The following is a 13,682-nucleotide window of genomic DNA, read 5'->3' as shown; positions in this document are numbered from 1 at the left end:
CGCAGCCCCCGTTTGATTGGGGTCAAACCGCACAAAGTTTGCGCAACGCGGCGCAGTCGTCACACCTTGATGACAAGGCCGCGAGGCGGTGCCGTAATCAACTATGGAACTTCAAGCCATCGACGACCTTGTCGATCACCTTGCGCTCGGCGCGCATCGCGATGCCGACGAGATTGAGATCGGCGCGCGCCACCGCCCTCACCGCTTCGCGATTGGCGGCATCGTGCGTGGTCTTGAACATGTCCTCGGTGTAGACCGCCGGTGTGACGTTGCGCGTGAGTGCACGATCGAGCGCGCGCGACAGGGCCGGACCATCCGCGCCATAGATCAGAATAGGCTGACCGATCAGCGCAAGATATTTCGTCGCAGAGGCGTCCTCATAGGCCTCGCCGATGCACTCTGGAAAGGCGGCCGCAATTCCGCTCGTCAGGAATGATGCGACATTGAGCTTCTGCCAGGCTTCGAGATCGTTGCGAATGACAACAGCAATCTTGGTGTCGAACTGCATGAATTCTCCCAACACATTTCCAACCGTCGGGAAGAAACGAAGATCTTCTCCGCCGACGGCAGATGCGAACGTAACCCGGCTTGACCCATCGATCACAGCTCGGAAATTTCAATGGTGATGCGACCGGCTGCGCTTCTCCTCGCTGACCAAGTCGGGTATACGTCGGCGCTCTGTCACTGAACTGTCATAAACTTCGCATGTCCGAAACTGGCGCGATCAAACGAGCCCCCGATCCCCTGCACCGGCCTGCGAAGGCCTACGGCCATCCGCTCCCGGACGACGCGAAGAAATTCACTGGCTTCGGCGTTCCAGTTCCCGCCGAGGCGCCCGGTTCCGCACGCGCTGACGCCGAATCTTCACGCAGCGACTCTTCTCAGATTGCTGACGAAACTCGTACAGAGACGATTGCGCCGGAAATCGCGCCTTCGCGCGGTGCCGCGCCGCGCGCCACCGAAATCGAGCTTAAGCTGCTTGTCGACCCCAATCGCCTCGCCGATTTCGCTAACGCGCCTGTCATCACAGCCAACGCGCGCAACAAGGGCTCGCGCAAGCACCTCCGGGCCGTCTACTACGATACGCCCAAGCGTGCGCTTCAACGTCATGGGCTGAGCTTTCGGGTTCGCCAGAGCGGTTCGCGCTTCACCCAAACGATGAAGTCCGAATCCGGCAACGATCCGCTGCGGCGCGGCGAATGGGAGGCGAGCGTGCCTTCGATGACGCCCGACCTCGCGCTGGCGCTGCCCTTCCTTACCGAGAAGCTGCGTGCGGATCTCGCGCGTCGCCCGCTCGAAGCTGTCTTCAGCACCGACATTCGCAGACATCAACGCGTCGTCGACCTGCCGTCGGGCACGATCGAGGTCGCCTTCGACCAGGGTCATCTGACCTCCGGCGATCGGACGCTTCAGGTCAGCGAGATCGAACTCGAGTTCAAGACAGGCAGCCCGTCCGCCATCTGGGAGCTTGCGTTCCGGCTCGCCGAGCATGGGCCGGTCAGGCCCTCCATTCGCAGCAAATCGGCGCGCGGATTCGAGCTCGCCGACGCCAGCGCGCCGATCGTCAAGAAGCCGCGCAAGCTTCGGCTTGATCCGTCCTCATCGCTCGACGAGACGTTCGCCGCGATCCTGCGCACCTGTCTGCTGCATCTGCTCCAGTCGATCCCGGCCGCCGAGGACGGACGCGATCCCGAGGGCATTCACCAGCTCCGCGTCGCGCTGCGTCGCCTGCGATCCGCGCTGGACCTGATGCAATCGGTGGTGTCGCTCAGCAAGCTCGACCTGCTGCGGTCGGAGGCCAGATGGCTGGCACAAAATCTTTCCCCTGCACGTGACTGGGACGTGTTTCAGCAAGACACATTGCGCATCGTCGCGAAAGGCTGCCCCTCGATCGCCGGCTTCGACGCGCTCGAAGCCGCCGTCGAGCAGCGCCGGGCCGCCAGCTACGACAGGGTACGCGAGGTGCTGGCGGACCGCCGCACGTCGTTTTTCCTGATCGGTCTTGGCGGCTGGATCGAAGCGCGGGGCTGGCGGAGCGACGTCGCGCCGGACCATCTGGCGCAACTCGCCGAGCCCGCGACCAATTTCGCGCAACGCATTTTGTCGGCCCAGCATGCCAAGGTGCTCAAGCGCGGCCGCCGCTTCAAATCGCGCAGCACGGAAGAGCGGCATCGGGTCCGGCTTGCCGCGAAGAAACTGCGCTACGTCGCCGATTTCCTGCTGCCGCTGTACGGCGAGCGAAAATCCGCCAAACGCTTTTCCAGCAAGCTCGCCGAACTGCAACAGCAGCTCGGGATCTACAATGACATGGCGACGACGGCTTCGCTGCTTGCGGACATTGGGACGGAGCCGGATCACAGCACCGCCGCGGCCGCCATCGCCGGCTGGCAGGCGCACGCCATGGTCGGCGTCGAACCGCGACTGAACAAGGCGTGGTCGGAATTCGTCAAGACGAAAATGCCCTGGTCGGCCGGAGCCGAGCCCTGATCGACCGTATCAGCCCTTGGCGTCACAGGCCCAGGCGCGGATCACGCATTCCTTGCCACCATATTTGTAGCATTCGCGGGTCGCTGCATTGAGCGTGGCCGAGATCTTCGGCTTCACGGCATAGCCATAGGCGCCGCAGGGATTGGTCATGTCGACCGACATCGCAGCGCAAGCGCGCTTCATCGTCACGGTCGTGCATTCGCCCTTGCACTGCTTCTGCGCCGCCGCACGCGCCTCGTGCTCGGCGTTGTAATCATAGGCCTGGCCGTAAGCGCCGCACTTGCCGACGGCGAATGCACCGGCCGCATGGGCTTCGGTGATGTAACGAGCCCCGGAAACACAAACCGACAGCGCAAAGAAAAACATCGCGCAACGGCGCGCGACGACGTTCGAAGTCATGGAAAACCCTCCCCCCAAGGCAGGTGGCGAGGACTCTAAGCGGCGGTCGTTTCCAGATGGTGAACGGGGAGTTGAAAACGGGGATTCGTAGGGTGGATTAGCGAAGCGTAATCCACCAACTGTGTCGCCGCGGAAACAGAAGTGGTGGGGTTACGCCAGCGGACTGCGCTTCGCGCAGCCGCTGTCCAACCCACCCTACGAAGTAGCGGCACCCTTATCCGCGTCGGGCCGCTTCGAGCGCCTGTGGCGTATCGATGTCGAGGAAGGCACCTTCGCCATCCACGAGCACTTCGGCGACCGCCTCGGTGTGCTTGGCGATCAGGTGCCGTGCGCCGACGTCGCCGTCGAGCGTCATCAATTCCGCAAAGAAGCGGCGCGACCATAGCACGGGGTTGCCGCGGCGGCCTTCGCTGACGGGCACCACAATGAGATTGCCACGGTCAGGTGCGAAGCCGTCGATCAGGCGGTCGATCAGACCCGCATCGATCAGCGGCATATCGCCAAGGCAAACCACGGCGCCATCGCAAGCCTCGGACACGGCCGCGATGCCTGATTTGACCGAGCTCGCGATCCCGCCGGCAAAATCCGGATTCCTGACGAACCGCACTTTCAGGCCCTGCAGCGCCTGCTCGACCAGTTCGCTCTGATGGCCCGTGACGACGATCACCTCGGAAGCTTTGGAGGCGAGCGCCTGCTCGGTCGCGATCCGCACCAGCTTCTTGCCGTCGAACTCGGCGAGCAGCTTGTTCGGCCCGCCCATGCGGGTCGAGCGGCCCGCTGCAAGCACGATGGCGGCGACCTGGCTGTTACCCTCGGTCTCGGGTTTTGCGCGCGGCTGCGGCCGCGTCACGATCTCCATCAACAGGCCGCCGACACCCATGCCCATCAGCTCGGACCGTGTCACCTTGATGCCGGCGAGCAGCCGCATCAGGACCCAGTCGAAGCCGTTCTCGACCGGCGAGCGCGCGCAGCCCGGCGCGCCCAGCACCGGCACGCCCCCGGCGCGCGCGATCAGCAGGAGATTGCCGGGATCGACCGGCATGCCGAAATGCTCGATCTCGCCGCCGATTCCCGTCACCGCCGCCGGGATCACGTCGCGGCGGTCGGCGATCGCCGACGCGCCGAACACGATCACGAGCTCGGCGCCAAGGCCGAGCAATTCCTTGATCGCAGCCGACAACGCATGCTCGTCGTGCTGAACTCGCCGCTCCGCGATGATGCTGGCGCCGGCTGGCGCGAGCCGCTCGGCGGTGACGCGCAGCGTCTTGTCGATCACCTTGGACGACAGCCCCGGCAGCAGCGTCGAGACCACGCCGACGCGCTTGATCACGTAGGGCGCGACCGTCAGCACGTCCTTGCCGGCGGCTTTCACCGCCGCGTCACGCAAATCTCCCCCGACACCGAACGGGATGATCTTGACGGTGCCGACCATCTCGCCTTCGACCACCGGCTTGAATGCCGAGAGCGTGGCAAAGGTGATGGCCTCGTCGATATTGTTGATGCGGTCGACCGCGGTGCGGTCGATCACCAGCACGCCCGGACGCGCAGCGAAGAGATTGGCGCGGCCGGTGAACGCGCGCTCGACATGAATGCCCTCGCCGCCGATCGCAAGCGCGATGCTGGCGGCCGCGACGTCCTCGGAGACGTCACCCGCCTCCATGCGCACCACGACGATGTCCTTGATGCCGGCACGCTCGAGCTGCTCGACCTCGGCGGGTCCGATCGTCGTGCCCTTCTTCAGCACCAGCGGACCCTGCCGCAGGGTGTGGACGGTCACCCCGCCGATCGCATCCTTGGGGCTCGCCGGTCCGAACTTCATGCCGCTTCTTCTTTTTCCTTGGGAGGCAGCCGCAGCACCGCGGTGATCTCGGCCATGATCGCCACCGCGATCTCGGCCGGCGAGACCGCGCCTATCGCAAGGCCGATCGGCGCATGGATACGCGCGATGTCGCTTTCCGTCGCGCCCTGCGCCCGCAGCCGGTCGCCGCGTTTGGCATGCGTCTTTCGCGAGCCGAGCGCGCCGATATAGAAGCAGTTGCGCTCGAAGGCGTGCAGCAGCGCGGGATCGTCGATCTTCGGATCGTGCGTCACCGCGACGAAAGCGGTGTAGGCATCGACGTTGAGCGGCGGCAGCGCGGTATCAGGCCATTCGGCCACCAGCGGAATGTCAGGGAAGCGCTCCGGGCTCGCAAAGGCCGTGCGCGGATCAACCACAGTGACGTCGTAACCGAGCGAGCGCGCCAGCGGCGCCAGTGCCTGGCTGATATGAACCGCGCCGACGATGACGAGCTTTGCGGTCGGCGCGTAGACGTTGAGGAAGAGCCTCTTGCCGCCGACCTCGACATTGGCGCTCTTGCCCATGCGAAGCTGCTTGTCCAGCTCGGCCCGCAGCGGATCTTTGGCGAAATCGGCAGCCTTCACCAGGCGCTGCTCGCCGCTCTCGGTGTCGGTCACCAAGATCACCGGCCGGCGCGCGGCGCGCTCGGCATTGAGTTCCTGCAGGATTGCGAGCTTCACGGCTAGCCGACCTTCTCGACGAAGACGCGGATGGTGCCGCCGCAGGACAAGCCGACATTCCAGGCGGTCTCGTCGGCGACGCCGAACTCCAGCATCTTGGGCTTGCCGCTCTCGATCACATCCATGGCCTCGGTGACGACGGCACCCTCGACGCAGCCGCCGGAGACCGAGCCCAGAAACGTGCCCTCGTCGTTGATGACGAGGCTCGAGCCCGCCGGGCGCGGCGCCGAGCCCCAGGTCTCCACGACCGTCGCCAGCGCGACGCCCCGGCCGGCCTTCTGCCAGTCCTCCGCCGCCTTCAGGATATCCTCGTCGCGATCGAGCATGGTGGACCTCTCAAGCTGCGGAGCGGATCAGGCTGCGGTGATGCGGCGGCAGCGGCCGGGAGAGCGTCGTGATCAGCTCCTGGATCGAACTCAAATTATGCACGGGCCGGAATTCGTCAACGTGCGGGAGCATCATTTTGATACCTTGGGCCTTGGCCTCGAAGCCGCCGAACCGCAGCAACGGGTTGAGCCAGATCAGGCGCCGGCAGGAGCGGTGCAGCCGGTCCATCTCGAAGGCCAGCTTGGAATCGGCCTCCCGCTCCAGACCGTCGGAGATCAGCAGCACGATGGCACCCTGGCTCAGCACGCGCCGCGCCCACAATTTGTTGAAGTTGTGCAGCGAGGCCGAGATTCGGGTGCCGCCGGCCCAGTCCTCCACCGCGGCAGAGCAGCTCGCCAGCGCCTCGTCGGGATCACGCTGGCGCAGCGCGCGGGTCACATTGGTGAGGCGCGTGCCGAACAGGAACACCGAGACGCGCTTGCGTGCATCGCCGATGGCATGCAGGAAATGCAGGAACAGGCGGGTGTACTCGCTCATCGAACCGGAAATGTCGAGCAGCGCCACGATCGGGGCCGGCTTCTCGATTGGCCCGCGACGATGAATGTCGATGATGTCGCCACCGGTGCGTAAGGAGGCGCGCAAGGTGCGGCGCAGGTCGAGCCGCAGCCCGCGCGGATCGGGCTGGTAGCGGCGGGTCAGCAGCTCCGCCTGAGGCAAGTGCATCATCTCGATGGCCCGGAGCGCTTCGGTGATCTCGGCCGCGCTCATTTGCGCAAAATCCTTCTTCTGAAGGATCTCCTTGTCGGATACCGACAGGCGCAGATCCTGCTCCTGGTGCTGCGGCGTCTCAGTCATGCGCGGCTGCGACATCGCCTCCTGCACGCGGCGGGCACCGGCCTGCGGCTTCTTCTTGGCCTGGTCCGGTAGCGGCACCGAATCCAGCATGTGCTTCCATTCCTCCGAGGCGCGGAAGAACAGGTTGAAGGCCTGCTTGAAGATCAGTGCGTGCTCATGACGCTTGACGAAGATAGCCTCCAGCGTGGTGAAGACGTCGGCGCGGTTACCGATGTCGATCACCTGCAGCGCGCTCATGGCATCGATGACCGCGCCCGGGCCGACCGGCATACCCGCGGAGCGCAGTGCACGGGCGAAACCGACGATGTTGTCGGCGAATTGCTCGGTCTTTTCAGGTGTGAGATGGTTGATGGCCATGGTCGTTCCCATCCTCCGTCATTCCGGGGCGCGCGTAGCGCGAGCCCGGAATCCATACTCCCGATCGTGGTTATGGATTCTGGGCTCGCGACTTCGTCGCGCCCCGGAATGACGAGCTGAATTGTGGTGCGAGATCAATTCTCGCTCGTCGCTTCCTTCAGCACCTTCTGCAAGGTGTCGCCCTGCATCCGGATAATGTCGTCCTGATACTTGAGCAGCGCGCCCAGCGTGTCGCCGACCACTTGCGGGGTTAGCGAGCGGGCGTCGAGCTCCGACAATGCGGTGGCCCAGTCGATGGTCTCGGCGACACCAGGCGACTTGTAGAAGTCCTGGTCGCGCAGCGCCTGCACGAAGCGAACCACCTGCTGCGACAGTTTTGCCGAGATGCCGGGCACGCGCGACTTGACGATCGCGAGCTCGCGCTCGGCGGCGGGATAGTCGACCCAATGATAGAGACAGCGCCGCTTCAGCGCGTCATGAATCTCGCGGGTCCGGTTGGAGGTGATGATGACGATCGGCGGGTGCGGCGCCTTCACGGTGCCGAATTCCGGGATCGTCACCTGGAAGTCGCTGAGGATCTCCAGCAGGTAAGCTTCGAACGCCTCGTCGGCCCGATCGAGTTCGTCGATCAGCAGCACCGGCGGACCGGCAACGTCCGGCTCCAGCGCCTGGAGCAGCGGCCGCTTGATCATGTATCGGTCCGCGAAGATGTCGCTCGACAGCTGCTCGCGATCGGTATCGCCGGCGGCTTCCGCCATCCGGATCGCGATCATCTGCGCGGCGCTGTTCCACTCATAGACAGCGGAGGAGACGTCGAGGCCCTCGTAGCACTGCAGGCGGATCAGCTTCCGCCCCAGCGCTGCCGACAGCACCTTTGCGATCTCGGTCTTGCCGACGCCGGCCTCGCCTTCCAGGAACAGCGGCCGGCCCATGCGCAACGAGAGATATGTCACCGTCGCCAGCGACCGCTCGGCGAGATAGCCGCGCGAGGTCAAGAGTTCGAGCATCGCATCGACCGATGCCGGCAGGGTCGCTGAAGTCATGTAAAGCCAGTCTCGTTTACGCCCTCACGGGACAAGTTTGGCCGAGGCGTGAGGTTCACTCACTCCTTGGCGTTGGCGGCATCGAGAGCACGGCGCGTCAGCACGCCAATGAGATGGGCGCGGTACTCGGCGCTGCCATGGATATCGCTGTTCAGCCCTTCCGCCGGCACCTCGATGCCATCGAGCACCTTCGACGAGAACCGCTTCTTCAGCGCCTCCTCGAACGCCTCGACGCGGAACACGCCGTTCGAACCGGCGCCGGTGACGGCGACGCGCACGTCCGAGGGACGCCGCGCCACGAACACGCCGACCAGCGCATAGCGCGAGGCCTGGTTGCGGAACTTGATATAGGCGGCCTTCTTGGGCAGCGGGAACATCACCTTGGTGATGATCTCGTCGGCTTCCAGCGCGGTCGAGAACAGGCCCTGGAAATACTCTTCCGCCTTGAGGCGACGCTTGTTGGTGACGATGGTCGCGCCGAGCGCCAGCACGGCGGCCGGATAGTCCGCGGTCGGATCGTTGTTGGCGAGCGAGCCGCCGATCGTGCCCCTGTGACGCACGGCGGGATCACCGATCTGGCTGGCGAGATCGGCCAGCGCGGGAATCGCCTCGCCGACGATCGCGGAGGTCGCGACCTCTGCATGCTTGGCGGTGGCGCCGATCACCAGCGAGCGGCCCTTCATCTCGATCGTGTTCAGGCCCTCGATATGAGAGAGGTCGACCAGATGCGGCGGGCTTGCCAGTCGCTGCTTCATGACCGGAATCAGCGTGTGACCGCCGGCGATCACCTTGGCGTCTTCGTTCTTCACCAGGAGATTGGCGGCCTGCCGGACGGTGCCGGGGCGGTGGTATTTGAATTCGTACATGGGGGTGTCCTGATCGCGGAGGGCGTGCGGTTACGCGAGATCGGATTTGGCCATCGCCTTGGCGCCGGCGGCGATCGAGGCAACGATGTTCTGGTAGCCGGTGCAGCGGCAGAGATTGCCTTCTAGTTCTTCCCGGATCGTATGGTCGTCGAGTTCGTGACCCTTGCGGTGCACGATGTCGATCGCGGTCATGATCATGCCGGGCGTGCAGAAGCCGCACTGCAGACCATGGTGCTCACGGAAGGCTTCCTGCATCGGATGCAGCGGCGCGCCGTCGGCCGCCAGGCCCTCGATGGTCTTGACCTCGTGGCCGTCGGCCATCACGGCCAGGGTGGTGCATGACTTCACCGCCTTGCCGTCGAGATGCACGACGCAGGCGCCGCACTGCGAGGTGTCGCAGCCCACATGGGTGCCGGTCAGGTGCAGATTCTCGCGCAGGAACTGCACCAGAAGCGTACGGGGATCGACATTGGCCGTAACAGGATTGCCGTTCACGATGAGGGAGATTTTTGCCATAAGCACTCTCTGTCAGCGCCCCGACGGGTCCCGTCGAAGCGGTTCTTTTTTATAATTATTCCAACCCATCATATGGGCCATTATGGCCGGGGGCAACATTGCCCCAGGCGCAAGGTGCCATGACGAAAAGCGAGGGCGATCAGCCCTGTACCGCCTTGGCAAAGTTCGCGAAAAACTCGTCGGCCAGTTTCTTGGCGGCGCCGTTGATGAGGCGCTGTCCGAGCTGCGCCAACTTGCCGCCGATCTGCGCCTCGACGTCGTAGGACAGCAGCGTACCGCCATCCTTCTCGGCGAGCTTCACGGTCGCACCGCCCTTGGCAAAACCGGCGACGCCGCCCTCGCCCTCGCCTGAGATCTTGTAGCCGTTCGGCGGGTCGAGATCAGAGAGCGTGACCTTGCCCTTGAAGCGCGCAGAGACAGGGCCGACCTTCATCTTGGCCGTCGCGCGAAAGCCGCCGTCCTCGGTCTTCTCCAGCTCCTCGCAACCGGGGATACAGGCCTTCAGCACTGCGGGATCGTTGAGCTTTTCCCACACGGCCTCGCGCGGCGCTGCGAGCTGGACTTCGCCGTTCATCGTCATGGCCATGAGGGCGCCTCCCGGGATCACATCAGAACAATATTGCTCAAGTAACGCACGAAGGCCGCAAAGGAAAGGGCACCCACGGTCACGTGCAATGCATATTCGCACTTGCAAAAAGTCTTGCGCGACCCGTCGGGGATTGGCAGAGCCGGGGCATGGTGATTAGGTCCCGCGCAACATGAGCACAGCCCTCTCCCCCCTGCTTGCGCCGATGCTGTCGAGCGCAGCCATGCGCACCGTCTGCGACGACCGGTCCACGCTCCAGCACATGCTCGATTTCGAGGCAGCTCTGGCGCGGGCCGAAGCCGCAAGCGGCGTAATTCCCACATCCGCGGTGGGCCCGATCGAAGGGGCCTGCAAGGCCGACGCCTTCGACATGGCTGCTCTGGCCGAGGCCGCGACCCGGTCGGGCAATCTCGCGATTCCCCTGGTCAAGGCTCTGACCGCCAATGTGGCCAAGGCCGATGCCGAGGCCGCGCGCTACGTGCATTGGGGCGCGACCAGCCAGGATGTCATCGACACCGCGACCATGCTGGGTTTGCGCGCCGCAATCGACGCGATCGAGGTCGATCTCAGCCGCGCCATCAAGGGCTTTGCCGCGCTTGCGCGCGCCCATCGAAATACCGCAATGGTCGCGCGGACCTGGCTTCAGCACGCGCTGCCGATGCCGTTCGGCCTGAAGGCCGCGGAATACGCGTCGAGCCTCGCCCGCGCCCGCTGCCGCCTGCGGCGGCTCCGCCGCGAAGGGCTTGCGCTGCAATTCGGCGGCGCCGCCGGCACACTTGCCGCCCTCGGCGACAAAGGTCTCGTCGTGGCCGAACGGCTGGCGCAGGAGTTGAATTTGCCGCGGCCGGAAGCGCCCTGGCACACCCATCGCGACCGCATCGCGGAGGCTGCATCAGCCCTAGCGATTCTCGCCGGAAGCTGCGGCAAGATCGCACGTGACGTCTCGCTGATGATGCAGACCGATGTCGGCGAGGCGTTCGAACCCGCCGGCGAAGGCCGCGGCGGCTCCTCGACCATGCCGCACAAGCGCAACCCGGTCGCGGCGGCCAGCGCGCTCGGCTGCGCGACGATGGCGCCGCAGCTCGCTGCTACGATTCTTGCAGCCCAGGTGCAGGACCATGAGCGCAGCGCCGGGCCCTGGCACGCGGAATGGCCGACATTGCCGCAATTGATGCTGGTCACTTCAGGCGCACTTGCCGCCATCGTCGACATCGCCGAAGGGCTGGACGTCGATGCCGCGCGGATGCGCAGCAATCTCGATGCGACGCATGGGCTGATCATGGCGGAAGCGGTCACCTTTGCGCTCGCCGACAAGATCGGCAAGAGCGATGCGCATCATCTCATCGAGGCTGCGAGCAAGCGCGCGGTCGCCGAGAAGAAGCATCTGCGCGAGGTGCTGTCGGCCGATTCGCTAGTGACCGCGCACTTGGCGCCCGAGAAAATTGCGGCATTGTTCGAGCCGATGGCCTATCAAGGAGCTTCCCAAGCTTTGATCGACCGGCTGCTCGACAACCTCGACCGCGAATAGAGCAGCCCTGAGCGAAAATAAACGGAGACGCCGCATGCCCATGATCGATGCCGACGGTTGCCTGCTCAACGTCTCCGTCGAGGGCCGCGACGGCGGGCCGACCTTGATGCTCTCCAATTCGCTCGGCTGCACCTTGCAGATGTGGGAGCCACAGATGAAGGCGCTGACGCAGGTGTTCCGGGTCATCCGTTACGACCGCCGCGGCCACGGCAAGTCCAACGTCCCGCCCGGCCCCTACACGATGGAGCGTTTCGGCCGCGACGTGCTGGCGATCCTCGACGATCTCAACATCGAGAAGGTGCATTGGTGCGGCCTGTCGATGGGCGGCATGGTCGGTCAATGGCTGGGCGCCAATGCGCCTGAGCGGTTCGGCAAGCTCATCCTCGCCAACACCTCCTGCTATTACGCCGAGCCGACCAAATGGCTGGAGCGCATCGACGCGGTGAAGAAGGGCGGCATCGCAGCCGTTGCCGACGGCGTGATCGCCGGCTGGCTGACCCAGGATTTCCGCGAGCGCGCGCCCGAGATCACGGCAAAGATGAAATCGATGCTGCTCGCGACACCGGTCGAGGGCTATCTCGCCTGCTGCGAGGCACTATCGACGCTCGACCAGCGCGCACTGCTGCCAAAGATCAAGAGCCCGACCCTGGTGATTGCCGGCCGCCACGACGTGGCGACGCCGATCTCCGCCGGCGAGTTGATTCGCTCGAAGATTCCCGGCGCCAGCATGACCATCATCGACGCCGCCCATATTTCCAATGTCGAGCAGCCGCACGCATTCGCCGACGCGGTGGTGGGATTCTTGACGCAACGCTGATCGCGGCCATCGTCGTTCCGGGGCGATGCGATGCATCGAACCCGGAATCTCGATCCGCATTTCACCCACTTCGAGATTCCGGGTTCGCCTCTCCGAGGCGCTCCGGAATGACAGAACCGGAGGAAACAAGATGGACGACCAGAAGCGCCGCGATGCCGGCATGACCGTACGCCGCAAGGTGCTCGGCAATGCCTGGGTCGACAAGTCGATCGCGAACCGCAACGCGTTCAATACCGACTTCCAGGACATGATTACCCGCTACGCCTGGGGCGAGATCTGGACGCGGCCGCATTTCGACGAACGCACGCGCCGCGTGCTCGTGATCGGCACCATGGTCGCGCTCGGGCAATGGGACGAATTCCGCCTGCACGTGCGCGCAGCGCTGGCCGAGGGCGGCTTCACCCCCGACGATATCAAGGAAATCTTGCTGCAGCAGGCGATATATTGCGGCGTTCCGGCCGCGAACCACGCCGTCAAGGAAGCCTCAGCGATTGTGCAGGAGCTCGGCCTCATCAAAGGCTAGCGGCGCGATATGTTCGAGATCGACGGTCTTCGGCGCTGCCGCCGGCCGCTCGATCACCAGCACGATCGCGGCACCGAGCAGCAGCAGAAGTTCGGTGGCATGCAGCCGAAGCGCGGCCATCTCACCGACCTTCGAGGCCATCATCATGCTCGCGAACGAGATCAAGCTGCCGATCGCCAGCGCAATGCCGAGCGCCTCGTCGCTCGCCCCGTTCTTCCGGGTGCGCGGAACGGCGAGCAGCGCGAGATAGATCGCAAAGAACGCCACCACGGTGAGCCGTCCGAGCGCCAGCAGCCAGGCGGCACGCACAGTGCTCATTCCGGTGATCTGAAGCTGGTCGCTGAGAAAGAGTGCCACCGCGACGCTCGGCCGCTCATAGAGGCCGTGCACCGGCGCCACGAAGATGCTGAAGGCAACTAGCGTCCAGGCCGGAATGAAATAGGCCGCCAGCAGCGCGCCGTTGACCGAGCCGATCCGCCAGTTTCTGAACATGCCGCTTCCCGTTTCGTCTGCTACCCGCCTTCGGACGGAAGGCTTTGCCGGGAGCTAACTCGCATCAGACTGTGGCGGCAATTTAAACTCTTTGTTTACCTTAACTGCCCCGCGGGCGCCGTCGGCCCACAGAAAAAGGCCCCGCATCCGGCGGGGCCCTCTCCCATTGGTATCCCTGGACCTTCAATCCAGTCTGTTGTCCTGCTGTCCACCCTGCTGCTGGCCGGGTTTCTCGCCCTGGCGCATCGGGTCCTGCTGCTGCTGTCCAGGTTTCTGGCCGCCACCCTGCTGCTGCTGCGGGTTGCGCTGGCCCGGATTCTGGTTCTGCTGCTTCGTCATTCGGGGAAACTCCCTTGTTGGACGTCAGTG

At 64.7% G+C, this 13,682-nt stretch carries 16 protein-coding genes; 4 read left to right on the top strand and 12 right to left on the bottom strand.

Features of this window, described 5'->3' with window-relative positions; genetic code table 11:
• Positions 1 to 97: 97 nt before the first annotated feature.
• Complete coding sequence (locus BM374_RS16145; RefSeq protein WP_177248348.1) at positions 98 to 508, bottom strand: DUF2000 family protein; 411 nt, start codon at positions 506 to 508, stop codon at positions 98 to 100.
• Between the two features lie 197 nt (positions 509 to 705).
• Here BM374_RS16145 and BM374_RS16140 point away from each other — a divergent pair, with 197 nt between their 5' ends.
• Positions 706 to 2,487: a CYTH and CHAD domain-containing protein gene (locus BM374_RS16140; RefSeq protein WP_092293835.1), complete on the top strand. Its 1,782-nt coding sequence runs from the start codon at positions 706 to 708 to the stop codon at positions 2,485 to 2,487.
• A gap of 9 nt (positions 2,488 to 2,496) precedes the next feature.
• On the opposite strand, the gene BM374_RS16135 is transcribed toward BM374_RS16140, so the two are convergent.
• From BM374_RS16135 to BM374_RS16095, 9 genes are all read right to left on the bottom strand, one after another.
• Entirely contained in the window at positions 2,497 to 2,886 is a 390-nt protein-coding gene (locus BM374_RS16135) for a DUF4189 domain-containing protein (protein WP_092293833.1), read from the bottom strand.
• A 214-nt stretch (positions 2,887 to 3,100) separates the two neighbouring features.
• Positions 3,101 to 4,705 (bottom strand): NTP transferase domain-containing protein, encoded by a 1,605-nt coding sequence (locus BM374_RS16130; RefSeq protein WP_092293831.1) that lies wholly within the window; start codon positions 4,703 to 4,705, stop codon positions 3,101 to 3,103.
• Positions 4,702 to 5,403 carry an XdhC family protein gene (locus BM374_RS16125; RefSeq protein WP_092293829.1) on the bottom strand — a complete coding sequence of 234 codons (702 nt, stop codon included), beginning with the start codon at positions 5,401 to 5,403 and terminating at the stop codon, positions 4,702 to 4,704. The genes BM374_RS16130 and BM374_RS16125 overlap by 4 nt, the downstream gene beginning before the upstream one ends.
• A 2-nt stretch (positions 5,404 to 5,405) precedes the next feature.
• Entirely contained in the window at positions 5,406 to 5,729 is a 324-nt protein-coding gene (locus BM374_RS16120; RefSeq protein WP_008564652.1) for an XdhC family protein, read from the bottom strand.
• 10 nt (positions 5,730 to 5,739) lie between these two features.
• Positions 5,740 to 6,942, bottom strand: coding sequence for a vWA domain-containing protein (locus tag BM374_RS16115; protein WP_092293827.1), 1,203 nt, complete (start codon positions 6,940 to 6,942; stop codon positions 5,740 to 5,742).
• 134 nt (positions 6,943 to 7,076) lie between these two features.
• Positions 7,077 to 7,985, bottom strand: a complete 909-nt coding sequence (locus BM374_RS16110) for an AAA family ATPase (RefSeq protein WP_092293825.1) — start codon at positions 7,983 to 7,985, stop codon at positions 7,077 to 7,079.
• 59 nt (positions 7,986 to 8,044) lie between these two features.
• Positions 8,045 to 8,851: an FAD binding domain-containing protein gene (locus BM374_RS16105; RefSeq protein WP_092293823.1), complete on the bottom strand. Its 807-nt coding sequence runs from the start codon at positions 8,849 to 8,851 to the stop codon at positions 8,045 to 8,047.
• Positions 8,852 to 8,881: 30 nt separating this feature from the next.
• Positions 8,882 to 9,367, bottom strand: coding sequence for a (2Fe-2S)-binding protein (locus BM374_RS16100; RefSeq protein ID WP_027552525.1), 486 nt, complete (start codon positions 9,365 to 9,367; stop codon positions 8,882 to 8,884).
• Between the two features lie 139 nt (positions 9,368 to 9,506).
• Positions 9,507 to 9,953 (bottom strand): SRPBCC family protein, encoded by a 447-nt coding sequence (locus BM374_RS16095; protein WP_092293821.1) that lies wholly within the window; start codon positions 9,951 to 9,953, stop codon positions 9,507 to 9,509.
• A 172-nt stretch (positions 9,954 to 10,125) separates the two neighbouring features.
• On the opposite strand from BM374_RS16095, the gene BM374_RS16090 reads away from it, so the two are divergent.
• The 3 genes from BM374_RS16090 (at position 10,126) to BM374_RS16080 (ending at position 12,821) form a co-directional block, all read left to right on the top strand.
• Positions 10,126 to 11,481 (top strand): 3-carboxy-cis,cis-muconate cycloisomerase, encoded by a 1,356-nt coding sequence (locus BM374_RS16090; protein ID WP_092293819.1) that lies wholly within the window; start codon positions 10,126 to 10,128, stop codon positions 11,479 to 11,481.
• A gap of 34 nt (positions 11,482 to 11,515) precedes the next feature.
• A complete protein-coding gene (gene pcaD, locus BM374_RS16085) occupies positions 11,516 to 12,298 on the top strand; it encodes a 3-oxoadipate enol-lactonase (RefSeq protein ID WP_092293817.1) in 783 nt (260 codons plus the stop codon).
• A gap of 130 nt (positions 12,299 to 12,428) precedes the next feature.
• Positions 12,429 to 12,821 (top strand): carboxymuconolactone decarboxylase family protein, encoded by a 393-nt coding sequence (locus BM374_RS16080; RefSeq protein ID WP_057748880.1) that lies wholly within the window; start codon positions 12,429 to 12,431, stop codon positions 12,819 to 12,821.
• Here BM374_RS16080 and BM374_RS16075 read toward each other — a convergent pair.
• Both BM374_RS16075 and BM374_RS38595 read right to left on the bottom strand, forming a co-directional pair.
• Complete coding sequence (locus tag BM374_RS16075; RefSeq protein WP_092293815.1) at positions 12,783 to 13,313, bottom strand: hypothetical protein; 531 nt, start codon at positions 13,311 to 13,313, stop codon at positions 12,783 to 12,785. The genes BM374_RS16080 and BM374_RS16075 overlap by 39 nt on opposite strands.
• Before the next feature lie 183 nt (positions 13,314 to 13,496).
• Positions 13,497 to 13,652 carry a hypothetical protein gene (locus BM374_RS38595; protein WP_177248347.1) on the bottom strand — a complete coding sequence of 52 codons (156 nt, stop codon included), beginning with the start codon at positions 13,650 to 13,652 and terminating at the stop codon, positions 13,497 to 13,499.
• Positions 13,653 to 13,682 lie beyond the last annotated feature (30 nt).

This window comes from Bradyrhizobium sp. Ghvi, assembly GCF_900115265.1.
Taxonomy (GTDB): domain Bacteria; phylum Pseudomonadota; class Alphaproteobacteria; order Rhizobiales; family Xanthobacteraceae; genus Bradyrhizobium.
The sequence above is the reverse complement of the archived record's forward strand: the minus strand, read 5'-3'. Positions and strand labels throughout refer to the sequence as shown.